This window comes from Streptomyces sp. NPDC005794, assembly GCF_042871445.1.
Taxonomy (GTDB): Bacteria; Actinomycetota; Actinomycetes; order Streptomycetales; family Streptomycetaceae; genus Streptomyces.
The window spans coordinates 425,998-451,715 of sequence record NZ_JBIAIN010000002.1; the positions used below are offsets into that span (position 1 = coordinate 425,998).

Below are 25,718 nucleotides of genomic sequence, written 5' to 3' on the forward strand. Positions count from 1 at the left end.
TCGGATGTACGGGGGAGCGGGGCGGTCAGCTCTGGACGGCGCCGGCGGAACGGACGGCGACCCGGCGGACGGGTACCAGACGGGCCGCGTGCAGAGCGGCCGTCCCCTGCGCGGCGTCGAGTCCGGCACGGACCGAGGCGTCGACGTACACCTTGCTGTCGCGGGGCAGGGGAAGCAGGCGGATCTCGATGCCGTGCTCGACGGCCTCGTCGGCGAACCGTCGCAGGCCGATCTCCCAGTCGGGTCCGTACCAGAAGTGGTCGGCCACGAGCCGGCCGCCGACGCGGGCGCGAGCGGCGTCGCCCGTGAAGGAGAGCCGCAGCAGCACCTCGCCCTCGCCCTCGAAGGCCTCTCGGGGCACGGAGATCCGGTAGACGGAAGCCGAGTCGAAGTCCTCGTCCCTGGGGGCCGAGGCGCGGTTGTGCGGTCCACCGGTGCGTGCGGGCGGGGCTCCGGCGTCGGCCCGCACGCATGTCACCACGGGTTCGTACGTCGCCTGCGGGAGGCCGAGCGTCCAGCGGGTGAAGGCCCCGTCGGACTCAGGGGCGCCGAGGCCGGGGCCGGCGAGCGCGGCGGGTGCCGGCAGCAGGCCGAACGAGGGGGCGGAAGAGGCGGTGTGCAGGCGCAGTTCGGGGCCGTCGGCCAGGACGAGCTCGTCGCACAGGACGAGGCGGTCCTCGCCCCAGACGCGGACCCGGTTCGCGGACCGTGCCCGGTCCTCGTCGAGCACGAGTACGCGCACGGGGCCGGCCGGGCCGTGGACCGTGAGCACGGCGCCGGTTCCGGGTTCCGGCACCGACACCAGGGTGGCGTCCGCGCCTGCCGTCACCTCGGCCGGTCCTTCGACGCGCAGCCCGGCGGGCAGGGCGAGGCTCACGGGGATTCCGGCGGTGGCGGCGAGCACGGCCAGGGGGACGCCGTCGATGTGGAGCCGGGTGACGGGCTGGGCGGTGGCCCAGTCCAGCCGGACTCCGTTGCCCAGGTCGTAGCCGATCGGCCAGACGAAGTGCGCTCCGGAGGGCACGGTCACCGGCCGCTCGGGGAGGGTGACGGCGCGGCCGTCGTCGAGCGTGACCCGGAAGCTGACCTGGTCGTGCCGCGGCAAGGACTCGTGCGGCTGGTGGTTGTTGACGAAGAGGAAGCCTCGCTCACCGTCCGACCGGACGGCCCAGCGCAGGGTGGTCCGGTCGTCGAGTCCGTCGGGTTCGGTGTCGGGCAGGACGAGCGGCATTCCGGCGAGGGCGGCACCCGAGTCCCGCAGGAAGAGGTGCTGGAGCCGCAGCGCGTGGAAGGACGGCCGAACCTGCCCGTACTCGCCGAGGGGAGCCTGGAAGTCGTAGGAGACCCTCGGCAGGTCGTTGGGGTAATGCGTGGCGTGGGACTCCTGGTTGGGGACCGTGTGGTCCAGGCGCTGGGAGCAGCCGTGGTACAGGTAGTAGCCCTGCCACACGGAGCCGCTGCCGAGTTTGGCCAGCGCCAGTGCGGTGATGTCCTCGGCGGGCACGGTGGGGCGGCGGTGGTAGGCGATGGCCATGCCACCGCCCAGCTCGCAGGTGGCGTACGGGTAGCGGCGGTCGTCCGGACCCGTGCCGCTGGGCGCTGAGTTCCGGAGGTCGGCGCCGATGGCGTGGTCGTCGCGGATGGGTGTGAAGAAGTAGTGGCGGCGCATGTCCCGCGTCCAGCCCTCGTGCGCGTCCTCCCAGAAAGCCTCCGGGTAGCCGCCGTACAGTGGCAGCAGGACGTCCTCGGGGAGCCGCGCCGCTCCCCAGCCGGTCGCGGTCCACAGCGGGGCCCGGATACCGGCGTCCTCGGCCATGCGTCGTAGCGTCGCGAGGTGGGCGGGCTGGTCGTACAGCTCGTTCTCGACCTGGACGGCGACGATCGGGCCGCCCTCGTCGTGCGCGAGGCCGCGCAGCTCGTGGGCGATCCGGGCGTAGTACGGCTCGACGAGCGAGAGGTAGGCCGGGTCGTCGGTGCGCGGCGTGCAGTCGACGTCCGCCAGCCAGTCGGGGAAGCCGCCGTTGCGGCACTCGCCGTGCGACCAGGGGCCGATGCGCACCGCCACGGCCAGGCCGAGGTCCGCGCACAGCTCGACGAAGCGGCGTACGTCGAGGTCTCCGTCGAAGCGCAGGGTGCCGCGCCGGTCCTCGTGCTGGTTCCAGAAGAGATAGGTCGCCACGAGGTCGATGCCGCCCGCGCGCATCTTCAGCAGCTCCTCGCGCCATTCGGCTGCCGGGTAGCGGCTGAAGTGGAACTCGCCCATGACGGGGATCCACGCCTCGCCGGCGCGGAGCACCCGACGGCTGTCCACCGACACGGCGTGCGGAGTCCCTTCGGTGCTTCCCATCGGCAGGTGCCCGGAGAGCGGTGCGGACGGCCTTCGGATGTGCAACGACAACATGACAGGCGGCTCCTGCGTATGCAGCTGGGGGAAGTGGGTTCATCGTCAGCGCGGACCAGCACCCTGTCAAGATGTATTCATAATTAATGTCTAGTTCTGTGGCTGGGGCGGGCACCGGGCGTTGCAGCGCCCGGAACACGTACACGCCACGGCCATGCCGTTCCCTGCGCGCGGGCCGGGGGTCGTTCACGGCGGGAAGGCCGACCGACGCCTCGTACCCGTACTACGTAGTCGCGTAGTGATGCCGGGCGTTGCCGCACACGCCGATCACCTCCGCCGGATCCGGGAGTCCTCCGAGATCATGGCGGCCAAGGGGGTCCCGGGCACTTACGAGGACCTGCGCCGCACCCTCATGCGCGAGTCCGGCGGCGACCTCGATACGACCAACGGCTGGGACGCCAACGCGCAGAACGGGACACCCTCCGAGGGCCTGCTGCAGGTCATTCAGCCGGCCTTCGGCGCCTGCCATGTCGCCGGCACCCCGCGGGGTGTGCGGCGTGGGACTGCCCCGGTGACGGTGACGGTTTCGGTGACCTGGCCCCAGGTTCCGATCGTTCAGCCTTGACCGGGGCGGAGGTCCGCCGCCTGCCCCGGCTGTGTGAGCCGGCGCAGCGCGCGTACCAGGGCCTCGACACCCGTCTCCGCCTTGGACCGGGGGCACCCCACGTTGAGCCGTACCCGCCCGGGGGAGCCGTAGGCCGCGCCCGGCATGATGGCCACCTTCTCCACCTCGACGAGCTCGCGCTGCAGGGCGGTGTCGTCGACCCCGAGCGGCCGCAGGTCGATCCAGGCGAGGTACCCCGCCTGCGGGGGCTCCCAGCCGAGCTGCGGGAACTCACCGCGGAGACGGTCGGCGACCATCGCGAGGCTGCCCGCGAGATACGCGCGCAAGGCGTCCAGCCAGGGTGCACCCTCCCGGTACGCGGCGATGTGCCCGACCAGCGACAGCACGGCGGGGGAGGACAGGCCGTCCGCCTCCTTGAGCTGCCGCAGGTAGGCGTCCCGCGACGCGGGATCCCCGATGATTCCGTAACTACCGGTCAAGGCGGGGATGTTGAACGACTTGGACGCCGAGGTGACCACAGCCCACCGGCCCTCACCGCCGAATCGGGCCCAGGGGCGGTGCACATGCGGGGCGTGTGCCAGGTCGGAGTGGATCTCGTCGCTGATGACGGCCACGCCGTGCCGTGCGCACAGGCGCGCCATCCGGCCCAGCTCGTCCTCGGACCAGACCCTGCCCGTCGGGTTGTGCGGTGAGCACAGCAGCAGCACGGCGGTGTCGGGCAGTGCCAGGAGCCGCTCCAGTTCCTCCCAGTCGTCGAGCGGGCACTCCCGCAGCTGCCGCCCGTGGGCTGCCACGGTCTTGGGGAACGCGTCGTACATGGGGGTGTGGGTGACCACACCGTCACCGGGGTCCGACCAGAGGCGGAGAAGCTGCGACACCTGGTAGACGACGGACGGCGCGTAGACGATCGACTCGGGATCGACGGCCGTCGCGTGCCGCGTCGCGTACCAGTGGACGATCGCCGAGAGGAAGTCCTCCTGTCGCCACCGCGAGTAGCCGAGCACACCGTGGTCCAGCCGGCCGCGCAGTGCGGTCAGGATCTCCGGGGCGGTCTCGAAGTCCATGTCGGAAATCGTGAAGGGCAGCAGATCCGGCACGCCGAAACGGTCCTCGACGTAGTCCCACTGCGTGCACCAGGTGCCGTGCCGGTCCACCGGGGCGTCGAAGCCGTAGGCGGGGGAAGGGGAAGGCATGGTCAGCCCACCGGAATCATGGTGGCGATGGCGTCCTTCACCGACTGGACCTGCGGCCCGATGACGACCTGCACGGTGTGGCCGTCGAGCTTGATCACGCCCACGGCGCCGAGCTTCTTCAGCCGGGCCTCGTCCACCCGTCCCGCGTCCTGCACCGTCATGCGCAGACGGGTGATGCAGTTGTCCAGCGACCGGATGTTGTCGGCGCCGCCGATCGCGTCGAGGATGGCGACGGCGTCGTACTTCCCTGCCACCAGCTCTCGCGCGGGCTCCGCCGCCGCGTCCGAAGCGACGGGCTCACCGTCCTCGTCGTCCTTTTCCTTGTCGCGGCCGGGAGTCCTGAGGTCGAAGCGGGTGATCGCCCAGCGGAACAGGCAGTAGTACCCGGCGAACCACACGGCCGCGATCACCGGCACCAGGTACCACTTGGTCGACGAGCCCTGGAGGAGGCCGAAGACCAGCCAGTCGATGACATTGCCGTCGGTGTTCCCGATGAAGACGCCGAGCAGGGCCGCCGTGAGGAAGCCGAGTCCGACCAGCACCGCGTGGATGGCGTACAGCCACGGCGCGACGAACAGGAACAGGAACTCCAGCGGCTCCGTGATACCGCCGACCACGCAGGCCACCACGCCGGACACCAACAGGGCCTTGATCTCCGGGCGCATCTTCTTGTTAGCGCAGTGGTACATCGCGAGGGCCGCGCCCGGAAGGCCGCCCAGGTAGGACGCCATCTTGCCCTGGGAGAGGAAGTGCGTCGCGTCGGTGACGGCGGAGTTCGGCGCGCCCGCGCAGTCCAGGTGCGCGTAGAACATGTTCAGCGCCCCGGAGACGTTGTCCCCGCACACGGCCCCCGAACCGCCGACGTCGGTGAACCGGAACATGGCCACGAGGATGTGGTGCAGCCCGATCGGCCGCAGCAGGACCTCGCCCATACCGAAGAAGAAGGGCCCGAAGACGCCGGTGTGCCCGATGCCGCGGCCCACGGCGGTGATCCAGCCGTTGAAGGTCGGCCACACCACGGGGATGAGCAGACCGAGCACGCTCAGGACGAGGGCGGAGATGATCGGGACGAAGCGCAACCCGCCGAAGAAGGCCAGTGCGTCAGGCATCCGCTGCGCACGAAAGCGCTGGTGGAGGAGGCTGACAACGATGCCAACGGCCACGGCTCCGAGGAGTCCCGTATCGATGGACTGGACGCCGAGCACATCGGCTATGCCGTAGTGCGCGATCGCCTTCTCGTCCTCGAAGTCGACGCCCGTGGCGGTGAGGTAGAAGTTCACCGCGAGATTCATGGCGGCGAAGCCGACGAAACCCGAGAACGCGGCCACACCCTTGTCCTCGCGGGCGAGGCCGAGCGGAATCGCCATCGCGAAGAGGACGGGCAGGAAGGTGAAGGCGACCAGCCCCGTGTTGGCCATCCAGGTGAAGACGAGGTGGAAGCCCTCGGCCTTCAGGAAGGGGAGGTTGTCGGTGACGGCCTCGCTGGAGAGCGAGGAGCCGATGCCCAGCATGATGCCGCAGAAGGCGAGCAGGGCCACCGGGAGCATGAACGTCTTGCCGAGTCCCTGGAGGAATTCCCAGAGTGCGGCCTTGGTCTTCTGCATGTGTACGGAACTTTCGAGCCTGGGGGGACGGGACCCGGGTGCTCGCCGTGGCGATGCGGGGACCCACGGGTGACCGAGCGGAGGAAGGCGTGACGTGTTCGATCCGCACGGATCACACCACAGCAGGTCGGCGACTGTCCATGGAGGCCGGAGCATCAGTCTGCGGAGGGCCCTGAGGAGCGGGTGCGCGGAGTGAACCGGCTGTCGCGTGCCGTGACGTACGCCACCCGTTCGTACCGCCCCCGGATGTTTGCCGCCGCGTCGGCGGGTAAGGGGCTCTGTGATCGCCGGGGTGGATAATCCGGTGGATAGTGCGCAAATCATCTACCGAATGAGGAGGTTCGATGTCCTCGAAGCGACGTCGGAAGAAGAAGGCCCGCCGCAAGAACGGCGCGAACCACGGCAGCCGTCCCCAGAGCTGAGGACGTTCCGGCGTGCCGGGGGGTGGCGCGTGCCGCCCCCCCCGGACGTGTTCCTGGCGGGGGTATGCCCCGGCTCGACGTCTCGGCGCCACCGGATCAGGTGAGCAGGTGATTGCGGTGGGAAGCGCGGCGGGCGGCGGCCGGCAGGGCGTGGATCCGGGGGCCGGCCTGGACGAGGCGGGCCAGGGGCTTCGGGCAAGGCCGGTTCGGAGGTGTCCCTGACGGGCGTGTCCTCGACACGTGAGCCGGGGGCGCCGCGGTCGGGGGCGGCCGGGCTGTGCGCATGCCGCGGTGGTGCCGCGTCGCCGGCGCCGACGCCCGCCGGCGGGGTGCGCAGGACCAGCAGGGCGACATCGTCGCCGCTGGGGTCGATGCGGCTCAGGAGTTCGTCGAGGAAGTCCTCGATGTCGCGGCGGGCCAGGGCCGCGGCATGCCGGCGCAGCGTGGCGAAGCCGGCTTCGATGTCACGGGTGCGGCTCTCGACGAGCCCGTCGGTGTAGAGCAGCAGGGTCGACTGCGGCGGGAGATCCGCGTGGGCGTCGGTCCATCCCAGCCCCAGATGCAGGGCCGAGCTGAGACCGAGGAGCGGACCGTGACCGCCTTCCAGGAAGCTCGTGTGCCCGTCGGCGGTGATCAGCAGCGGCGGTGGGTGGCCGGCGTTGACCCAGTGGAGCTGCCAGGGCCCGCCCTCCTTACCTTCGATGCGTGCGAAGACGCAGGTGGCCATGGGAGCGTCGCTCGTGTGGGTGATGGCCTCGTCCAGGCGGCGCATGATCAGGCTGGGGGGCTCCCTCCGGTCCCAGGCCAGGGCGCGCAGCATGTTGCGCACCTCGGCCATGTGGGCGGCGGCCTTGAGGTCATGGCCGACGACGTCCCCGATGACCATCGTCAGGACGCCGTCGTCGAGGAGGAAGGAGTCGTACCAGTCCCCGCCGATCTCCGCGGCGCTCTCGGCGGGCAGATAACGGGCCGCCAGCTCCAGGTGGTCGACCTGCGGCAGCGGAGTGAGGAGCTGGCGCTGCATGGTCTCGGCGACGTGGCGCTGCTGCTCGAACAGCTCCGCGGCTTCCATGACGAGGCCGGCGCGGCGCGCGATGTCGGAGAGTACGAAGACCTCGTCGTCGGTGTAGGAGGAGCCCGGGGCGACGCGCGCCACGGTCAGTGCGCCGAAGACCTGCCGCCGGGTGTGCAGGGGCACCACGACGGCACAGGTGCCTCCCAGCCGGTCGAACAGTTCCCGGTGCGCGGTCGCGAGCGGACTGTCCGGCGCTTCCGTGAGGGCGTCCGCGTCCAGCACGACGGGCTCGGCGCTTCGCAGCGCCTGCACGACCGGTGAACGCGTGGATTCAGGCACGGGCGGCAGCGGTCCCACGAGCGTCTCCGCGGCCATCCGGCCACCGGAGGCGCGGACGGCGACGCGCTGCATCTCACCCTGCTGCCCCGCCGTACGCACGTCGACCGCCGCCCAGTCACCCATGTCGGGTACGAGCAGCCCCGCCAGCCTGTTCAGCATCTGCGGCGTCTCCAGGGTGGAGATCAGAACGGTCGAGACCTCCGCCACCATCGTCAGTCGTGCGGTGAGTCCCTCCAGAGCGGCGAGGTGGGCCGCGGTCTGCTCGGCGGCGTCATGGTGCAGGCTGAAATCGTGGAAGACGAACACCGCGCCTTCGTCACGCCCCGCGTGCCGCAACGGAGTGGCCGCCCAGATGACCGGCACCAGGGCGCCGTCCCCACGAAGGAAGAACTCCTCGCTTCCCTCGGCCGGTCTGCCGTCCTGCAGCACGGTCAGCAGTCGGCACTCGCTCCGTAGGACCGTGCCCCCGTCCCGCCGGCGGTGCAGCAGAGCGTGTATGTCGTGACCGAGCATCTGCCCCTGCGGACGCTCGAGGAGCTGTTCCGCGCGTGGATTGCACGCGGCGATCCGACCGGTGGTGTCGGTGACGAACACCCCCGCGCCCAGGCTGTCGAACACCGCGCGCATGAAGCCGATCTCGAGCGCCCCGTCCGCGGAACTCATCGGGCGGCCCTCGTCCTCGCGTAGGCATCTCCGCCCGCGCTCGCCGTCATCACGTCTTCCGTGCAGTCCGGCGACGGGAGCCGCACGGGCGGTTCCCGGTCCGCCGCAGGCGTCGCGGTCTGGGAGGTCATGCGCTCAATGCCTTCTGCTTCGTGGTCGGAACCCCGTGCCCGGTCCGAGCGGCGAGGAGGCCGGACGGATGGGGTACCACAGCCTCTGTTCATCATTCATCCGGCACGCCCGTTCCGCCGCTCGGGAGAGGCCGCCACGGCCGGCCGGCCGGGCCCGGCGAGCGCGTGATCGGGACGGGAGACCCGCGCACCAGGCGTGCAGGGCAGTGCAGGGCGCCGGGGCTCCTATCGCTCCAGCACCAGCGCGGAGCCCTGGCCCACGCCGATGCGCAGCGTCGCCACGCCGACTCCGGACCCGGCGGCCTTGAGCTGATGGGCGATCGAGCCCCGCGAGGCGGGCTCCCGAGGCGCCGAGGGGGTGCCCGACGACGTACACGTCGCGGGGGCGGAAGCTCATGACGCGACCCTCTCGGCCCTGCGGACCGGAGCGGCCGTCCTCTCCAGGACCTCGGCGGCGCTCACCCCGGGGGCGGTCTCCACGAGGACCAGGCCGCCGTCGGTCACGTCGAGCACGGCGAGATCGGTGATGACGCGGTGGACACACGCCTTGCCGGTCAGCGGCAGGCTGCACTCCTCGACGATCTTCGGGCTGCCGTCCTTGGCGGTGTGCGTCATGGTCACGATGACGCGGCGGGCACCGTGCACCAGGTCCATGGCTCCGCCGATGCCGGTCACCATCTTCCCCGGCACGGCCCAGTTGGCGAGGTCACCCCGGGCCGAGACCTGCATCGCCCCGAGCACGGCGGCGTCGATGTGACCGCCGCGGATCATGCCGAAGGAGAGCGCCGAGTCGAAGAACGAGGCGCCCGGGCGGACGGTCACCGTCTCCTTGCCCGCGTTGATCAGATCGGGATCGACGTCCTCGTCGTACGGGAAGGCGCCGGTGCCCAGGATGCCGTTCTCGGACTCCAGGACGACGTGCACGCCCTGCGGCAGGTGGTTCGGGATCAGCGTCGGCAGTCCGATGCCGAGGTTGACGTACTCGCCGTCGTGCAGCTCCGCGGCCGCCCTGGCGGCCATCTCGTTCCGGTTCCAGGCCATCAGTCCTGTGCCTCCCGTTCGGTGATCGTCCGCTTCTCGACCTTCTTGTCCACGGCCTGCTCGGCGGTCAGTGCGACCACCCGCTGCACGAAGATGCCCGGCAGGTGCACATGGTCCGGGTCGATCTCACCGGGCTCGACCAGTTCCTCGACCTCCGCGACGGTGATGCGGCCGGCCATGGCGGCGAGCGGATTGAAGTTGCGTGCGGACCTGTTGAAGACCAGGTTGCCGTGCCGGTCGCCCTTCGCCGCCCTGACGAGGGCGAAGTCGGTGCGGATGCTGTGCTCCAGGACGTACTCGGTGCCGTCGAAGTCGCGTACTTCCTTGGCCGGGGAGGCCACCGCCACCCCGCCCCCGCCGTCGTAGCGCCAGGGGAGCCCGCCGTCGGCGACCTGCGTTCCCACCCCGGCGGGGGTGTAGAACGCCGGGATGCCGGCCCCGCCGGCGCGGAGCCGCTCGGCCAGGGTCCCCTGCGGGATCAGTTCGAGCTCCAGTTCACCCCCGAGGTACTGCCGGGCGAACTCCTTGTTCCCGCCGATGTACGAGCCGGTCACCCGGCTGATCCGGCCGGCGGACAGCAGTACGGCGAGACCGGTGTCCATCGCTCCGCAGTTGTTGGATACGACACCGAGCCCGCTGACGCCGTTCGCGTACAGGGCGTCGATCAACACGTTCGGCACACCGCTGAGGCCGAAGCCACCCACTGCCACCGAGGCGCCGTCCGGCACGTCGGCGACGGCCGACGCCGCTGACGTGACCACCTTGTCCATGGAACCGCCCATCCGCTAGTGTTCGCATGGTGAAGTTTCCTTCACTGTGATGGAAGAGTCTGCCGCCCGGATCAGAGCTCTGTCAACGGCCCTGACACCTGGTGCACACGCCCGACTGGAGAAACAGATGCCACCGACCAGCACCGCCGGGCCCGGCGCGGAGACGCCCACGGAGGCCGTCGCACCGCTCATGCGCGGGATCGCCGTGCTGCGCCGGCTGACCGACGCGGACGGCTCCCTCAGCCTCAGTGACCTGGAACGCGCCACCGGACTCGCCCGCTCCACGGTCGACCGGGTCACGCTCACCCTCGCCCGGACGGGATACGTCCGCCTCGACGGCCGGACCGTCACCCTCGCGCCGCGCCTGATGGAGCTGGGCAACGCCTATCTGTCCTCGATCCGGCTCCCCGGGCTCCTCGGAGACCTGGTGGACGCCCTCGCGGACGAGCTCGACGAGTCCGTGTCGCTCGCGGTGCCCGACAGCGGGGACATCCGCTTCGTGCACCAGGCCACCCGGCGCCGCGCGATGTCCCTGAGCTTCCGCATCGGCGATCTGCTGCCCGCCGAACGCACCGCCCCGGGCGCGGTCTTCGCCACCCTCTGGGGGCCTGCGGAGTGGCAGGCCTGGCGGGAGAGGCGGGTTTCCGACCCGCCGGGCGCCGGCTTCCCGTCCCTGCCGCCGCGTCCGCACCCGGCGGACGACACCTTCGCGGAACGGGTGGACGCGGCTCGGGCCGACGGGTGGGCGCTGGACGACCAACTGATCGAACCCGGCCTCCTCGCCCTCGCCGTGCCGGTACAGGACCCCGCCGGAGGTATCGCGTGCGTACTCGGCGTGGTCAGCCACACCAGCCGGCACAGTGCGCGGGGGCTTCGCGACCGCCTGTTGGCGCGGCTGCGCGACGCCGCCGAAGCCATGGAAGGCCGACTGCGCGCCGCGCCCTCCACCGGCTCCGCACCCGCTCAGGGGCCCCTCGCCTCATGGACGGCGGCCTCGAAGCAGGAACTGGGCCGGGAGTTCGTCGAGTCCCTCGCCAGGGGCCTGACCGTGATCACCGCCTTCGGTGACACGGGCGCCGCCCTGACGCTCAGCGCCGTCGCCCGCGCCACCGGCCTGTCCCGTGCCTCCGCGCGCCGCGCGCTGATCACCCTGGAACACCTCGGCTACGTGGCGGTCGACGGGCGTGACCACCGGCTGACCCCGCGCGTCCTGGCACTCGGATACCCGCCGCTCTCCCGCATCACCCTGCCTCGGATCGCCGAACCGCACCTCGCCGCACTGGCAGGGCGGATCCATGACTCGACGTCCCTCGCCGTGCTCGTGGACGACTCGGTGCAGTACGTGGCGCGTGCGGCCACCCATCGCATCATGAACGTCAACATCACTGTCGGCACCCGCTTCCCCGCCTACGCCACGTCGTTGGGCCGCGTCCTGCTGGCCGACCTGCCCGCCGCCGAACTCGGGCCCCTCCTCGACCACGCGGAGCTGCGGCCCCTGGCCCCCCACACCCTCACCCGCCGGGCCGAACTCGAAGCCGTGCTGGAACGCGTGGGAACAGAGGGGTACGCCCTGGTCGACGAGGAGCTGGAAGCGGGCCTGCGCTCGATCGCCGTACCCGTACGGGACCGGGAGGGAACCGCGGTCGCGGCCGTCAACGTCGCCATGCACAGCAGCAGCCGGACGATCGACGCGTGCCTCGATCAGGTGCTGCCCCAACTCCGCCTCACGGCCCAGAGCATCGAGTCCGAACTGCACACAGCGGCCCGCTTCACCCGCGTGGCGGTGGTGTGAGCCGAGCTCGTCCGTAGTGAGGGCGGCGGCGGAACTGCCGGTCCGGCTCTCGGTCCCGCCGAGCCTGACGGCGGGGGCGCCGTCTGCGGATGGGCGAACGGGCGGCGGGACCCTCCACCGCACCGCCGGTCCCGCTCCGGGTGCGGAGGACAGCGCGAAAACAGAGGATGCGAAAGGTGGCCGGCCGCACCGGACGGCCCGTCGTACCGACCGAGAAGCGACATCCGAGGGAGACGACACCATGGCGCCCGAACGATCCTCTTCCGGCAGCACCGCGTCACGGGACCCCGGCCTCGCCCGGCCGCTGGCTGAGCGGGCGGGGTGGAGCGATGTGGACCTGCGCGCAGTGGACACCGTACGGGTGCTCGCCGCGGACGCCGTCCAGAAGACCGGCAACGGCCATCCCGGTACGGCGATGAGCCTGGCACCGCTCGCCTACCTGCTGTTCCAGCAGGTCATGCGGCACGACCCCGCCGACGACCAATGGCTGGGCAGGGACCGCTTCGTCCTCTCCTGCGGCCACACCAGCCTCACGCTGTACATCCAGCTCTACCTGGCCGGCTACGGCCTGGAGATGGACGACCTGAAGGCGCTGCGGACCTGGGACTCGGCGACCCCGGGCCACCCCGAGTACCGGCACACCCGAGGCATCGAGATCACCACAGGTCCGCTCGGCCAGGGCATGGGAGCCTCCGTCGGGATGGCGATGGCGGCACGCCGCGAGCGGGGTCTGCTCGACCCGGACGCCGCGCCGGGCACCAGCCCGTTCGACCACCACGTGTACGTGCTGGCGTCCGACGGCGACATGATGGAAGGTGTCGCGTCCGAGGCCGCGTCCCTGGCCGGCCATCAGCAGCTGGGCAACCTCATCACCTTCTACGACTCCAACCACATCTCCATCGAGGACGACACCGACATCTCGTTCAGCGAGGACGTGCCGGCCCGCTTCGCCGCGTACGGCTGGCACGTGCAGACCGTGGACTGGACCCGCACGGGCGACTACGTCGAGGATGTCGACGCCCTGCTCGACGCGATCGAGGTGGCGAAGGCGGAGCGGTCCCGGCCGTCGCTGATCACGCTGCGCACGATCATCGGATGGCCCGCCCCGACGAAGAGGAACACCGGCAAGGCCCACGGAGCGGCCCTGGGGGACGGCGAGGTCGCCGACGTCAAGCGGCTCCTCGGCTTCGACCCAGAGACGTACTTCCCCATGGAGGACGAGGTCCTCGCCCACGCCAGGGCCGTGGGGGAGCGGGGTGCGGACGCCCGGAAACGCTGGCTGCGGACCTACGAGGACTGGCGGACCGCCGCCCCGGAGCGGGCTGCCCTGCTGGACCGGCTGCGGGAGCAGGAGCTGCCCGAGGGCTGGACCGACGCCCTCCCGGACTTCCCGGCCGACGCGAAGGGCATGGCCACCCGAAAGGCGTCCGGCAACGTGCTCACCGCCCTCGCACCGGTCCTGCCCGAGCTGTGGGGCGGCTCCGCCGACCTGGCGGGAAGTAACAACACCACCATGGACGGCGAGCCCTCGTTCGTTCCCGCCGACCGGCAGACGACCGAGTTCACGGGTGGCCCCTACGGCAGGACCCTGCACTTCGGCATCCGTGAGCACGCGATGGGCGCCGTACTCAACGGCATCGCGCTGCAGAGCCTGACGCGCCCCTACGGCGGCACGTTCCTCACGTTCAGCGACTACATGCGTCCCGCGGTCCGCCTCGCCGCCCTGATGAAGCTCCCCGCCACCTACGTGTGGACCCACGACTCGATCGGACTGGGCGAGGACGGCCCCACCCACCAGCCCGTCGAACACCTGGCCGCGCTACGCGCGATCCCGGGCCTCGACGTCGTCCGCCCTGGTGACGCCAACGAGACCACCACCTGCTGGCGGACGATCCTGGAGCACACCGACCGCCCCGCCGGTCTCGTCCTGACCCGGCAGAATCTTCCGGTGCTCGACCGCGCCGACGGCGTCCACGCCTCCGCCGAGGGAGCGGCCCGTGGAGCCTACGTCCTGGTGGAGGCCTCCGGAACCGCCCCCGACGTCATCCTGGTCGCGACGGGGTCGGAGGTCCAGATCGCGCTCGACGCCCGCACACTGCTGATCGACGAAGGGCTGGCCGTACGCGTGGTCTCGATGCCCTGCCGCGAATGGTTCGCCGAGCAGCCGCTGACCTACCAGGACGAGGTGCTGCCGCCCGACGTGCGCGCCCGCGTCAGTGTCGAGGCCGCCGTCGGCCAGGGCTGGCGCGAGGTGGTCGGTGACGCCGGACGGATCGTCAGCCTGGAGCACTACGGAGCGTCCGCCGACTACGCGCGGCTGTACGCGGAGTTCGGCATCACCGCCGAAGCCGTCGCCGCGGCCGCCCGCGCCAGCATCCGCGACGCGGTGGAGCCCCCCAGGCCGGGCGGGCGACGGCCCTGAGCCGGGTCCGTGAACCGGGTGGTCAGCCGGACTTCCGTGTGGCAGCCCGGAGCAAGGAGGCCCCCGCGGGTGTGAGGGTGTGCAGTACGGCCGGGCCGTTGCGGACGGTGGTGATGAGGCCCGCGTCGCGCAGCGCGGTGGCGTGCCGGCTGGCCGAGGACGCCGAGACTCCGGCGGCACGGGCGATCTCGGCGGTCGTGGAGCCGGTGGACGCGGTGCGCAGAGCGACCGCACGAGCACGCCCCAGGAGGGAGGTCAAGGGCTTGTCAGCGCTGTCGTCGGCGCCGTACGAGGCATCCAGCGGGCTCGGTTCGTGGAGCAGCGAGTACCAGAGCACGGGCGGCAGTTGAGGATCGGCGAAGGTGACAGGTTCGCCCCAGTTGAAGTACGAGGGGACGAGGGTGAGTCCACGGCCGCCCAGATGCAGGTCCCGGTCGGCGGTCTGCTTGGGATAGCTGACTTCCAGGACGGGAGGACGCCAGCGCAGCATGGGTCCGAGTCCGGAGAGCATGCCCTCGACCCCGCCGTCCAGGAACCCACGGCAGCGTGCTGCCCGCTCCGCCTCGATCCGGGCCTGAGCCCGTTCCTCGTACGGGGCGACAACCGCGTCGTAATAGGCGCGCAGCATCCCCACGAACTCCTTGCGGGCGTCCAGCCGGGCCAGCTGCCCGGCCCACGCGGGGGCTCCCACGGTCCGGTCGAGGACGGCCATCTCCTCCAGGATCCGGAGCGGCGGCGTGGCCACGATCGACTCCATTCCCGTGGCCAGGTCGCCCACCGCGTCGGCGGGGGTCAGGAAGTCCGGGAAGTACGCGGCCCTCGGGTACAGGGGCAGCAGGACGCTCCGCAGGACACGCTCCAGCCCTTTCTCCCGCAGCTGTCGCCGTGACGCCCGGTACCACTCGGCATAGGCCCACCGCCCTTTCCGTGACTGTAATCGGTGCAGACTCGCGGCGATCTCCCAGACCGGATCAGTCGCGGCGGCGATTCGCGTCCTCGCCAGATCCGTGTCTCCGAAGTGGATGCGGAGCATGTCGGCGTCCCCCTTTTTCTTGCTCGGCTCCTGCACCGGCATGCAACAGCCTTGGTCCAGCACGTCCGACCCGGATAATCGTAGGTCTCGGACATCGAGATGCGATAAACGGATGTTTGACGGACATCGGTACACGTTCATCTGCGCCCGCGCGAGCGTGTACGGGGTAACGGCACGCCGCGGCCTGCGGTCCCTTCCCGCGTGCTCCTAACTCATCTGACGCCGCACCAGTTCATGGAGCTGCCCGGTCGTGTCCGCCAGGAGCTCGGCGGGCGGCCCCTCCTGGACCACACGGCCGTCCGCCATGACGATCACGCGATCGGCGTCCATCACGGTGGACAGCCGGTGCGCGATCACGACACGGGTGGCCCGCAGGGACCGCGTGCTCTCGATCACCGTGCGCTGGGTCTCGTTGTCCAGCGCACTGGTCGCCTCGTCGAAGAACAGGATGCGGGGACGCCGTACGAGCGCCTGGGCGATCATCAGCCGCTGGCGCTGCCCTCCGGAGATCGAGCCGCCGCCGGAGATCATCGTGTGCAGCCCCATCGGCATGCGCTTGATGTCCTCGGCCAGGCCCGCCATCGCGGCGGCCTCCCACGCCTCCTCCTGGGTGAAGACCTCGGCGCCGCAGATGCAGTCCAGGATCGAGCCGGACAGCGGCTGGGCGTTCTGCAGGACCACCCCGCACTGCCGGCGCACCGCAGCCTGGTCGAGCGCAGTCAGGTCCTGACCGTCGTAGAGGACGCTGCCCGCGGCCGGCTTGTCGAAGCCGATGAGCAGTCGCAGCAGCGTCGACTTACCACAGCCACTAGGTCCCACGATCGCGACGAACTCGCCCGGCCGTACGGTCAGCGACACGTCGTCCAGGACCGGCGGCCCGTCGTCGGAGTAGCGGAAGGACACACTCCTGGCCTCGATCTCCCCGGACAGCTCGCCCGGCTGCGTGCTGGCGCCGCGCACCTCGGGCGCCTCGTCGAGCACCGGCTTGATCTGCTCGAACATCGGCAGCACGGCGGCGGCCGACACGAACGCGCCGGTGAGCTGGGTGACGGCCGTCAGCAGCATCGTCACGGACGTGTTGAAGGTCAGGAACTCGGCGGCCGTCAGGGAGCCGCGCGCCGGGCCCGCCAGCAGGACGAAGACGATGAGTGAACACAGCGGCAGATACACCGCGTTGAGGACCGTCGTCAGGTTCTTGATCCGGCCCGCCCGCTTCTGCAGTTCACGGCTGCGGGCGAACTCCCCGGCCCATGCCCCGTACGCGAAGCTCTCCGCCGCCGCGACCCGCAGCTTCGGCAGCCCTCGCAGCGTCTGGAACGCCTGGTTGTTGAGTTTGTTCCCCAGCTCGACCAGCCGGCGCTGCCAGCGGAGCTCCCACATGCCCATGGTGAGGAACACCCCGGCGATGACGACCAGCATCCCGACAGCCGCGAGCGCCAGCGGAACGCTGAACCAGAGCAGCAGGCCCAGGTTCATCGCCCCGAGCGTGCCCGCCTGCACCACGACGGGGCCGGTGCCGGACAGCACCCGGCGGATGGCGCTGACTCCCATGGCCGCGCTCGCCAGTTCCCCCGTGGAGCGCTCGGTGAAGAACTTCGTCGGCAGCCGAAGGAGCCGGTCCCAGACGGCGGGCTGCAGTGTGCTCTCGATCCGCCCCTCCATCCGCAGGATCGTGAGGTTCTGCAGCAGCATGAAGGCCGCGGAGACGACACCGGCGATGATCACGGACAGCGAGACCTGCACGATGAGACCGGTCTGGGCATTCGGTACGTACACGCCGAGCACCTTGCCCGTCGCGATCGGGACCAGCGAACCCAGCGCGACCGTCACCAGACCCGCCAGCATCAGTCTCCGCAGGTCGCCCCGGGTGCCGAACAGGCCGAAGCGCAGCAGCTGCCGTTTGCCCAACGGCCGCTCGGGCAGCGGCCGGTAGAACATCACGGCCCGCTCCTCGAAGTCCTCGGCCGACGCGCTGTCGACCCGGCTGCGCCGCCCGGTCAGCGGGTTGACCGCCTCGTAGCGGCCACGGCGCCAGAGCAGGGCGACCGGCGCCCCGGACGCGGCCCGGTGGCCCACCAGCGGCCCGGAGTTCTCCCGCCACCAGCGCCCGGTGAGCCGCACCGCCCGGGTACGGATGCGCGAGGCGACCGCGACCCGCTCGACCGGGTCGATCCGGTCGCTCACCGCTCCGCCCGTCGCGGACTCCGCGAGGACGATCCCGGAGTCCCCGGCCACCAGACGGCAGGCCGCGTACACCGCGTCGTCCGAGGCCCCTGTCGCAGGCGACGCACCTCGCCCGGACCGGCCGATCGACGTCAGCAGTGCATGGTCGGCCTCCTTGCGGACGGCCTCGCCCGCCTTCATCCCGGCCGCGGTCCGGTCCTCGTGCGCGCGCTCGAGCTGTTCGATCCAGCGGTCCAGCGCCGACAGCAGGCGGTACTGCTGGTTGACCATCCCCTGCCACATCGCCGGATCGACGAGCAGGTCACCCACGGCCTCGGCGCTGAACGCGGCGCCGTACTGCACGCTGCCGGGCGACACCGGCAGCCACAGGATGTCGTCGTCGCCCACCGTTTCGTCGAGGGTGGTCCGCCCGTCCAGCGGGGCCTCGAACAGCACACGCTGGCTGCGGCCCACGCCGAGCGAGAAGGCGTGCTCCAGCAGACTCAGGGTGGCGTCCCCGGTGTCGTAATGACTGCGGTACTGCCCCTCGTAGGCCCCCTGCCCGGCGTACTCCGGCCGGTACAGCTCACGTAGGGGGATCCGGCGCAGCACGCACTCCTGGAGGGGGCGGCCGACCAGGGTGTGCTGCGGGCCCTCGACCGGACCCAGCACCAGCGTTCCCGGTTCGAGACGGCCCAGGAAGTGCCAGTGGCCCTGCTCCACCACGTCCACGGCGAACAGGTCGAGGGCGCCGCCCACGACGAGCCACAGCACCTGGGGCCCCTCCAACGACAGGCTCCGCAGCCCGGTGCAGTCGACCGGCTCGCCGAGCGCGCCCAGTGCGCCGATGACCGGGTCCTGCCCGGGGGCCTCCGTGCCCGCGAGAGGATGTACGGATGCCACGTCAGTGCTCCCTGACCAGATCGGCGTACGGGCCCCCGGCGGCCACCAGATGCTCGTGCCGGCCGCGCTCCACGACGGTCCCGTGGTCCAGGACCACGATCTCGTCGCTGTCCCGCACGGTGCTCAGCCGGTGCGCGATCACGACACAGGCGCAGCCTCGACGCCGCAGGTTGTCGATGATGACGCGCTCCGTCTCGGCGTCCAGCGCGCTGGTGACCTCGTCCAGGACCAGGATGCTGGGGCGGCGCACGAGCGCCCGGGCGATCTCCAGGCGCTGACGCTGCCCGCCGGAGAAGTTGCGGCCGTCCTGCTCCACCCGGCTATGGATGCCACGGGGGCGTCGGGCCACCACGTCGTACAGGGCGGCGTCCCGCAGCGCTTCGGTCACGGCCTCGTCCGGGACCGAGGGGTCCCACAGCGCCACGTTGTCCCGGACCGTCCCCTCGAAGAGGAAGACGTCCTGGTCGACGAAGGACACGGACGCGGCCAGCGCCCCCCGGGGGATGTCCTCCAGACGCTGCCCGTCGATGCGGATCGTGCCCTCCCACGGGCTGTAGAGCCCCGAGATGAGCCGCGAGACCGTCGACTTGCCGCTTCCCGAACCGCCGACGAGTGCCACCTGCTGCCCCGGCCCCACAGCCAGGGAGAAACCGCTGAGCAGCGGCTTGTCGAGCGGGCTGTAGCCGAAGGTGATGTCCTCCAGCGTCACATGGCCCTTGAGACGGCGGGTGCTCGCGGCCGGCTCGGGGCGGGAGTACAGCGGGTCGACCGGGAAGTTCTCGACGTCCTTGAGACGGGCCACATCGGCCGCGAAGTCCTGGACCCGGCCCGCCACCCCGTTGAGCCGGGTGAGCGGCGCGGTGAAGCGGGTCACCAGCGCCTGGAAGGCGACGAGCAGGCCGATCGAGATGTGGCCCTCGACGGCTCGCAGCCCGCCGATCCACAGGATCAGCGCGCTGTTGAGCGTCGCGAGTGCGGGAGCGACGATGCCCAGCCAGGCGCTCGGCACCCCGAGGCGCTGCTGTTCCTCCAGCGTCGCGGCGTGCTGCCCGGCCCACCGGCGGAAGTACCCGTTCTCGCCGCCCGTGGCCTTCATCGTCTCGATCAGCTGGAGACCGGTGTACGAGGTGTTCGTCAGCCGTGCGCTGTCGGCGCGCAGTTTCTGCGTACCGACGGCCCGCATCCGTACGACGATGCGCATCGCGACCACGTTGAGCAGCGCGATACCCACCCCGATGACGGTCAGCTGCGGATCGTAGGTCCACAGCAGGAACGCGTAGAGGAGGACGACGATGCCGTCCACGCCGGCCGCGGTGAGATCCCGGGCGAGCGTCTCGGCCACGGCGTCGTTCGACTGGAGCCGCTGGACCAGGTCGGCCGGGCTGCGCTGCGAGAAGAAGGTGACCGGCAGCCGGAGCAGATGCCGGAAGAAGCGCGCGCTGCCGAGCGTGGACGAGATGATGCGCCCGCGCAGCAGGTTCGCCTGCTGCAGCCATGTCAGTACGACGGTGAGGGCGACCATGCTGCCCATCGCCGCGAACAGCACGCCCAGCAGCGAGGTCTGTTCGCCAATCATGAACATGTCGATATAGGTACGGCTCAGGGCCGGGAGGGTCGCCCCGACGGCCACCAGCAGCAGGCTGGCCAGCAGCGCGACCAGCATCGTGCCCTTCGTGCCGCGCAGTCGGGCGGGCAGCGCGGCCATGACCCCGGGCTTCCGGCCGCCGCGCCGGAAGTCCTCGCCGGGTTCCAGGACGAGGACGACCCCGGTGAAGCTGGTGTCGAAGTCCTCCGTGGGCACGAACCGGCGCCCCTTGTCGGGGTCGTTGATGTGCACGCCCCGCCGGCCCAGCCGGCGCCCCACGCCGTCGTACACGACGTAGTGGTTGAACTCCCAGAACAGGATCGCGGGCGCCCGGACCTCAGCGAGCGCCGCGGGCTCCATCTGCATGCCCTTGGCCTGGAGACCGTAACTACGGGCGGCCTTGAGCACATTGCTGGCCCGTGAGCCGTCACGTGAGACACCGCAGGCGATCCGAAGTTCCTCCAGCGGCACATGGCGGCCGTAGTGGGCGAGCACCATCGCCAGTGAGGCCGCACCGCACTCCAAGGCCTCCATCTGGAGCACGGTGGGGGTGTGCACGGCCCTGGCCCGTCCGGGCTTCGGGGCGGTACGCGGCCGGCGCCTGTTTCCCGGGGCTCCTTCCGGGCGGTGTCTGCCGCGCCCGGGAGGCGGCAGTTGCTGGGCGGCGGGGGAGGGGGGTGGTGCGGTCACGGGAGCAGCCAATCGATCGGGCGCTGGTCGGCGAGACGGACGGAGCCGGTGGCCAGGGTCATGGAGCCGATCGCGTAAGGGGGGCCGTCGGCCGAGGACCACCGATAGCCGGACTTCGTGGAGTCCGAGCGTTCGATCTCCACCAGGACCGCCAACGGCCTGCCGTGCCTGGAGAACTGTTCGCCGAGCTGGGCGTCGCCGAGGAAGCGGGTGATCTGCTGCTGTGTCTGCGCCGTCCTGCCGGCCGCCGCCACCTTGCCGCGCAGTACCCCGTACTGCTGGGCGGGCACCGACTGGACGGTGAGGTCGACGGACGCGCCCACCGGGACGGACGCGGCGCTGCTCCCGGACACGTACAGCAGGACGACCAGCGGATCGTCGGCGCCGTCGATGCGCTCGACGCTCGCCACGTCCGCGCCGGTGGTGACCACCGCGCCGATCGTGGCCGTCATCGAGGTGAGCCGCCCCGCGTCGATCGTACGGACGACGCGTTCACCCTGCTCCGTACGGACCTTGAGCAGGGGAGAGTTCCGGGGCAGGGTCTCGCCCTCGTCGGCGAGCACCTCGGTGATCTGCCCGGCGACCGGGCTCTGCAGGATGTAACTGCCGCGGGAGTGCGTGAGGATGCCCGGTGCGTCGAGCGTGCTGGCGACGGAGCCGGTCACGGCCCAGAAGCAGGCGGCGGCCATCACGACGACGGTGACGCAGAGGACGAGCAGGCCCTGCGGGCGGGCGAAGCGCACCGGAAGATCGAGCTGCTCGGGCGACTGCAGCTTGGACAGCGCCTGCTGGCGGAACTGCACTGAACTTTTCCCTCACCTGTCAGCGATCGGCATCGAGCCCCGGAACCGATCAGTTCCGGGGCTCGGTGGGGTACTGCCGTGTCTCTCAGAGACCGGCGGTCAGGCCGGAGGCCAGACCGGTGACCGTGCCCGTGTTCACGCCGGTGGCGGACTCGACGACACCGGTGACCGAGCCCACGGTGCCGGCGACCGGGACGATGCCCTCGACGGTGCCGAGCACGCCGCCGACGAGGCCGCCCGAGACGTTGTCGAGGTCGGCGTCGGAGATCTCGGCGGTCTCGACCTGGGGGGTGTAGTTCATGATGAGCGCTGCCCTTCGTATGGAAATTGCTTATATACGGAAACCCGGTGGTGCGACCTCCGTATGGCCCAGGATCAAAGCACGCCTGTGCCTCGCACAGCCAATCGGACTGCGGTTGATCCGTGTTTATCGGCCCCTCGAAATCGACGTACGTGCAGAAGTGGTCATTTCGTGGCGGCAAATCCTTCACGAGCTTCACCGAATGAATTCTGTGTCGTCGCAACCTCACGCCCCCCAAGTGGGGCACTCTCGCCCCAATCGCCCCATGGGTAGGCCTGGACCTGGCGTTTTGTGCCAACTTCGGTGGTCGGTGTGCGCACGCCGTGTGCAGGTTTCCCTGGTCCGGCTGCCCCCTCTGATTGCAGGTGTGTGATGCGGACCGCCGGGTGGAGTTCGGAATGTATCGGTATTCACGTCATGGTGAAAGATGAGGGGGGCTCTCTTCTGTTCGTGTGTCACCTGCAAATGGATGGCATGCTTATGAAACGCTTTCCGGCCTTGCGTGTTCGCCGCGTCACGCTGCCTCCGGGTATATGGAGAAGATGTGCCGCCTTTCGTGGCGGCGGCGGACGCCGGCGGCTTCGTCTGGAGCCCCGACGGCGCTGCGGTCCACCACACCACCGGCTACGGCAACTCCTGGACCGCCCCCACGGGCATCCCGGCCGGCGCGACGGTCGAGTCCGACCGGAAGAACCCGGAGAAGTTCTACGGATTCAAGGCAGGCACCTTCTACGTGTCGACCGACGGCGGGGCCACCTTCACCGCGAAGGCCACCGGGCTCCCGGCCGAAGGCAACGTCCGGTTCAAGGCGTTGCCCGGCACGGAGGGCGACATCTGGCTCGCGGGCGGCGCTTCCACGGGTGCGTACGGGCTCTGGCGCTCCACCGACTCCGGCACGAGCTTCACCAAGCTCTCCGGTGTGGAACAGGCCGACAGCGTCGGCTTCGGGAAGGCGGCCTCCGGGGCCTCGTATCAGACCGTCTTCGTCAGCGCGAAGATCGGCGGGGTGCGCGGGATCTTCCGGTCGACGGACACCGGCGCCACCTGGACGCGGATCAACGACGACGCGCACCAGTGGGCCTGGACCGGCGCCGCGATCACGGGGGACCCACGGGTCTACGGCCGGGTGTACGTCTCCACGAACGGCCGGGGGATCCAGGTGGGCGAGTCCTCGGACACCGGCGGTGGGGGCACGGACCCGGACAGGTGACCGCGACGGACGTCGGCCGGAACGGCACGGTGGCGCCGGGTTCCTCGGCGGGCTTCGGCTTCACCGGTACGTCGACGGGCGGCAGTACCGAGCCGGACGCGTTCGCGCTGGGCGGTGCGGCCTGCTCCGTCGGCTGATGCCCGGCGGGACCGGTGCGGGGGAGCGGCCCCCGCACCGGCCCCGTCGGCGGAACACGCCCAGCCGATCGTTCACTTCAGTGCAGCACGCCGGCGACGACCCCTCCGGGGTGTCCTCCTCGGTGACGGAGCGTGAGATCTGACGGGGTATGGGTTCGGGAAATGGCGGATGGCTTCACGGGGCGGCGTACGCGCGTACGTAGTCGAACTCCGCCGTCGCGCCCGACCGGTTGTGGGAGATGAGACCGAGCTTCAGCTCACCCCGCACCGGCAGGGTCCAGACGCCGCTCGCCGACCAGCGGACGCCGTCGCGGCTGGTGGACGCGCGTACCTCGTGCTCCCCGTGCTCGGTGTCGTGGTGGTAGGCCATGCGCAGCCACATCGTGTCGGCCGTGGGGCCCCCGAACATCGGGGCGTTGGCCACCGCCGTCGGTGGGGTGGTGGTGGGGCGCTCGCCCTCCTTGCCGAACTCGCTGACATCGAGCACGGCGCCGTCGCCGTTGGTGAGCGGCAGCACGGTGTGCACGAGCTTGAACCAGCGGTCGTCGTTCTCGTACAGCACGAGACCGGCCTGCTGGGCCGTCTGACCGGGAGCGAACCGCATCTTGGTCTCGACCGTGTAGTCACCCTCCGGCGCGTCCCGCAGGAGTACGGAGGCCGTGTTGGAGCCCAGGTGGAGCTCGGTGTCCTGAGTCGGCCAGGAAAGCGCACCGCCGGACACGGTGACCCCCGCCGCCGGTCCGCGCACCCACTGCCAGGGGGAACCGGCAGCCGTGCCCGGGACCGTGGCGGCGCCGAACTCGTCGCTGTGGCCGGTCAGCAGACGCCCCGGCGGACCGACGGCCACCCGCTTCGTCACCGGCCGGTAGAGGGCGGCCGCCCCCACGTTGTCCGCCGCCGCGCCCACACCCCGTGCGGCGGCACCCACCGCGCCCTTGCGCACGGCGGCGGGCGGCAGGTCACGCGACTGCAGGGCCACCGGGTCCCGCAGCCGGTCGCTCGTCACCTCGGCCGTCAGCCGGGTGCCGCGCAACTCCACGGAGACGTTGTGCCAGGTGTCCCAGGAGAATCCGGACGGCAGCGCGGTGACCTTCTCACCGCGGCTCCTGCCGCCCGCCCGTACGTCGGTGACGAGCGCGCCACGTGCGCGGTCGAGCCAGGCCACGATCCGGTTGCCGGGGTCCCGGTAGGCGAAGGTGAGCCCTGCCGCACCGCCCGCCGCCGTCACCCTCAGATCCGCCTCGGCCCGCAGGTCCGCGGGGGCCCGCCCGTCCGCGACGAGATACGCGGGGTCCGTTCCGGAGGAGCCGGGGGCGTGCGTCGCGTGTCCGCGGGCGTCCGGATCGGTCGCGGTGGACCAGCCGTCGGGGGTGCCGCCCTCGGCGCGCCAGCCCGCCAGGCCGCCATCGTTGAAGGTTCCGCCGGTTGCCCACGAGGTCACCGGCGCGGTGGTCGGCCCGTCCGACGGTCCCGCCCCGGCCCGTACGACGGGCCAACCGTCGATCCAGTCGAGCCGGTCGAGGAGCATCGGGCGCCGGGTCAGCTTCAGGGTGCCGGCGGAGGCCGGTGCGAGGTCTGGGGACTCGGCGGGGATGCCGTGGTAGACCAGCCAGTCCTGGCCCGCCAGGTCGGTCTGGAGGGAGTTGTGGCCGGGGCCGATCCACCGGTTGCCGTTGGCCCCGGCGACCACGCCCGCCTTGCTGGTGAGTGCCATCAGGTCCGTGCCCTCGTCGTCGGTGAACGGACCGGTGGGGCTGGTGGAGCGGCCCGCCTTCACCTGATAGCCGCTGTACGCGCCGTCGCAGCAGCCGGCGTCGGAGTAGAAGAGGTAGTAGAAGTCGTCGCGCCGCGCCACGAAGCCGCCCTCGACCCGGCGGCCACGGGCCACCTGCGTGACCTCACCCTCGGTCCGGGACAGGTCGGCGTTCAGCTTCGCGACGCAGATCGTGTCGTAACTGCCCCAGTACAGGTAGGGCGTGCCGTCCGTGTCCGTGAACTGCGCCTGGTCGATGTTGCCCGCCGGGCAGCCGCTCGGCGAGGGCAGCACGGCACCGCGGTCGGTCCAGGGGCCCGTCGGCGTGGCGGACGTGACGAGGCCGACGGTGTTGCGCCCCGGTACGGAGTAGTAGAGGTGGTACCGGCCGGAGGAGTAACGCACCTCGGGCGCCCACAGCCGCGAACCCTCGTGCCAGGCGGGCTTGTTCGCCGGGGTGAAGACCTCGCCCGCGTACTCCCACGTCACCATGTCGGCCGAGCGCAGGATCGGCAGGATGCGCTCCCCGTCCTCGCCCTCGCTCTGCTTGACCGGATTCTGGGTGCCGTAGGCGTACCAGAGACCGTCCTTGCCGCGGATCACCGCGGGATCGGGAAAGGTGTCGACGGCCCCGGTGGACACCGGATTGGTGTACGTCGCCGTGACGGCCGGGCGATCCTGGGCACCGTGGGACGGGGCGCTCGCGAGGGTGAACACACAGAGCAGGGAGGCGGCGCCCGCCGTCCACCGGGACAGGAAGCGAGGGCTTCTTCTCATGCGTC

At 71.1% G+C, this 25,718-nt stretch carries 15 protein-coding genes and 3 pseudogenes; 5 read left to right on the top strand and 13 right to left on the bottom strand.

Features of this window, described 5'->3' with window-relative positions:
* Positions 1-25 precede the first annotated feature (25 nt).
* Positions 26-2,401, bottom strand: coding sequence for a beta-galactosidase (locus tag ACFYQ5_RS04310; protein WP_389192881.1), 2,376 nt, complete (start codon positions 2,399-2,401; stop codon positions 26-28).
* A gap of 241 nt (positions 2,402-2,642) precedes the next feature.
* On the opposite strand from ACFYQ5_RS04310, the gene ACFYQ5_RS04315 reads away from it, so the two are divergent.
* Positions 2,643-2,966, top strand: a complete 324-nt coding sequence (locus ACFYQ5_RS04315; protein ID WP_389192884.1) for a hypothetical protein — start codon at positions 2,643-2,645, stop codon at positions 2,964-2,966.
* Here the strand turns inward: ACFYQ5_RS04315 and ACFYQ5_RS04320 are convergent.
* Positions 2,957-4,159, bottom strand: a complete 1,203-nt coding sequence (locus ACFYQ5_RS04320; RefSeq protein WP_389192887.1) for a MalY/PatB family protein — start codon at positions 4,157-4,159, stop codon at positions 2,957-2,959. The genes ACFYQ5_RS04315 and ACFYQ5_RS04320 overlap by 10 nt on opposite strands.
* 2 nt (positions 4,160-4,161) lie before the next feature.
* Positions 4,162-5,763, bottom strand: coding sequence for a maltose/glucose-specific PTS transporter subunit IIBC (gene malX, locus ACFYQ5_RS04325; protein ID WP_389192890.1), 1,602 nt, complete (start codon positions 5,761-5,763; stop codon positions 4,162-4,164).
* Positions 5,764-6,107: 344 nt separating this feature from the next.
* Between malX and ACFYQ5_RS04330 the strand changes: the two genes are divergently transcribed.
* Positions 6,108-6,185, top strand: coding sequence for a 50S ribosomal protein bL37 (locus ACFYQ5_RS04330; RefSeq protein WP_370443954.1), 78 nt, complete (start codon positions 6,108-6,110; stop codon positions 6,183-6,185).
* Between the two features lie 199 nt (positions 6,186-6,384).
* Here ACFYQ5_RS04330 and ACFYQ5_RS04335 read toward each other — a convergent pair.
* The 4 genes and pseudogenes from ACFYQ5_RS04335 to ACFYQ5_RS04350 all read right to left on the bottom strand — a co-directional run.
* Positions 6,385-8,202, bottom strand: a pseudogene (locus ACFYQ5_RS04335) (SpoIIE family protein phosphatase); the annotation flags it as partial.
* Positions 8,203-8,558: 356 nt separating this feature from the next.
* Positions 8,559-8,700: pseudogene (locus tag ACFYQ5_RS04340) on the bottom strand (3-oxoadipyl-CoA thiolase); the annotation flags it as partial.
* 26 nt (positions 8,701-8,726) lie between these two features.
* Positions 8,727-9,374, bottom strand: coding sequence for a CoA transferase subunit B (locus ACFYQ5_RS04345; protein ID WP_389192893.1), 648 nt, complete (start codon positions 9,372-9,374; stop codon positions 8,727-8,729).
* Positions 9,374-10,144, bottom strand: a complete 771-nt coding sequence (locus ACFYQ5_RS04350; RefSeq protein WP_389192896.1) for a CoA transferase subunit A — start codon at positions 10,142-10,144, stop codon at positions 9,374-9,376. Before ACFYQ5_RS04350 ends, ACFYQ5_RS04345 begins: the two co-directional genes overlap by 1 nt.
* 127 nt (positions 10,145-10,271) lie before the next feature.
* Between ACFYQ5_RS04350 and ACFYQ5_RS04355 the strand changes: the two genes are divergently transcribed.
* Both ACFYQ5_RS04355 and tkt read left to right on the top strand, forming a co-directional pair.
* Entirely contained in the window at positions 10,272-11,936 is a 1,665-nt protein-coding gene (locus ACFYQ5_RS04355; RefSeq protein ID WP_389192899.1) for an IclR family transcriptional regulator C-terminal domain-containing protein, read from the top strand.
* A 241-nt stretch (positions 11,937-12,177) separates the two neighbouring features.
* Positions 12,178-14,358, top strand: a complete 2,181-nt coding sequence (tkt, locus tag ACFYQ5_RS04360; RefSeq protein WP_389192905.1) for a transketolase — start codon at positions 12,178-12,180, stop codon at positions 14,356-14,358.
* Between the two features lie 22 nt (positions 14,359-14,380).
* Here tkt and ACFYQ5_RS04365 read toward each other — a convergent pair whose 3' ends face one another.
* The 5 genes from ACFYQ5_RS04365 to ACFYQ5_RS04385 form a co-directional block, all read right to left on the bottom strand.
* Complete coding sequence (locus ACFYQ5_RS04365; RefSeq protein WP_389193114.1) at positions 14,381-15,391, bottom strand: ArsR family transcriptional regulator; 1,011 nt, start codon at positions 15,389-15,391, stop codon at positions 14,381-14,383.
* A 207-nt stretch (positions 15,392-15,598) separates the two neighbouring features.
* Complete coding sequence (locus tag ACFYQ5_RS04370; RefSeq protein WP_389192907.1) at positions 15,599-18,457, bottom strand: NHLP bacteriocin export ABC transporter permease/ATPase subunit; 2,859 nt, start codon at positions 18,455-18,457, stop codon at positions 15,599-15,601.
* Position 18,458: 1 nt separating this feature from the next.
* Positions 18,459-20,732 (bottom strand): NHLP family bacteriocin export ABC transporter peptidase/permease/ATPase subunit, encoded by a 2,274-nt coding sequence (locus ACFYQ5_RS04375; protein ID WP_389192909.1) that lies wholly within the window; start codon positions 20,730-20,732, stop codon positions 18,459-18,461.
* A complete protein-coding gene (locus ACFYQ5_RS04380; protein WP_389192912.1) occupies positions 20,729-21,535 on the bottom strand; it encodes an HlyD family efflux transporter periplasmic adaptor subunit in 807 nt (268 codons plus the stop codon). Before ACFYQ5_RS04380 ends, ACFYQ5_RS04375 begins: the two co-directional genes overlap by 4 nt.
* Before the next feature lie 85 nt (positions 21,536-21,620).
* Positions 21,621-21,836, bottom strand: coding sequence for a type A2 lantipeptide (locus ACFYQ5_RS04385; protein ID WP_389192915.1), 216 nt, complete (start codon positions 21,834-21,836; stop codon positions 21,621-21,623).
* Between the two features lie 559 nt (positions 21,837-22,395).
* Here ACFYQ5_RS04385 and ACFYQ5_RS04390 point away from each other — a divergent pair.
* Positions 22,396-23,183, top strand: a pseudogene (locus ACFYQ5_RS04390) (cellulose binding domain-containing protein); the annotation flags it as partial.
* A 175-nt stretch (positions 23,184-23,358) separates the two neighbouring features.
* On the opposite strand, the gene ACFYQ5_RS04395 reads toward ACFYQ5_RS04390, so the two are convergent.
* Positions 23,359-25,713, bottom strand: a complete 2,355-nt coding sequence (locus ACFYQ5_RS04395; protein ID WP_389192918.1) for a family 43 glycosylhydrolase — start codon at positions 25,711-25,713, stop codon at positions 23,359-23,361.
* Positions 25,714-25,718 lie beyond the last annotated feature (5 nt).

Coding starts and splice junctions, on each gene's coding strand:
- ACFYQ5_RS04395 (WP_389192918.1), bottom strand. CDS start 25,713: ATGAGAAGAAGCCCTCGCTTCCTGTCCCGGTGGACGGCGGGCGCCGCC.
- ACFYQ5_RS04350 (WP_389192896.1), bottom strand. CDS start 10,144: ATGGACAAGGTGGTCACGTCAGCGGCGTCGGCCGTCGCCGACGTGCCG.
- ACFYQ5_RS04320 (WP_389192887.1), bottom strand. CDS start 4,159: ATGCCTTCCCCTTCCCCCGCCTACGGCTTCGACGCCCCGGTGGACCGG.
- ACFYQ5_RS04310 (WP_389192881.1), bottom strand. CDS start 2,401: ATGTTGTCGTTGCACATCCGAAGGCCGTCCGCACCGCTCTCCGGGCAC.
- tkt (WP_389192905.1), top strand. CDS start 12,178: ATGGCGCCCGAACGATCCTCTTCCGGCAGCACCGCGTCACGGGACCCC.
- malX (WP_389192890.1), bottom strand. CDS start 5,763: ATGCAGAAGACCAAGGCCGCACTCTGGGAATTCCTCCAGGGACTCGGC.
- ACFYQ5_RS04315 (WP_389192884.1), top strand. CDS start 2,643: ATGCCGGGCGTTGCCGCACACGCCGATCACCTCCGCCGGATCCGGGAG.
- ACFYQ5_RS04345 (WP_389192893.1), bottom strand. CDS start 9,374: ATGGCCTGGAACCGGAACGAGATGGCCGCCAGGGCGGCCGCGGAGCTG.
- ACFYQ5_RS04365 (WP_389193114.1), bottom strand. CDS start 15,391: ATGCTCCGCATCCACTTCGGAGACACGGATCTGGCGAGGACGCGAATC.
- ACFYQ5_RS04385 (WP_389192915.1), bottom strand. CDS start 21,836: ATGAACTACACCCCCCAGGTCGAGACCGCCGAGATCTCCGACGCCGAC.
- ACFYQ5_RS04330 (WP_370443954.1), top strand. CDS start 6,108: ATGTCCTCGAAGCGACGTCGGAAGAAGAAGGCCCGCCGCAAGAACGGC.
- ACFYQ5_RS04355 (WP_389192899.1), top strand. CDS start 10,272: ATGCCACCGACCAGCACCGCCGGGCCCGGCGCGGAGACGCCCACGGAG.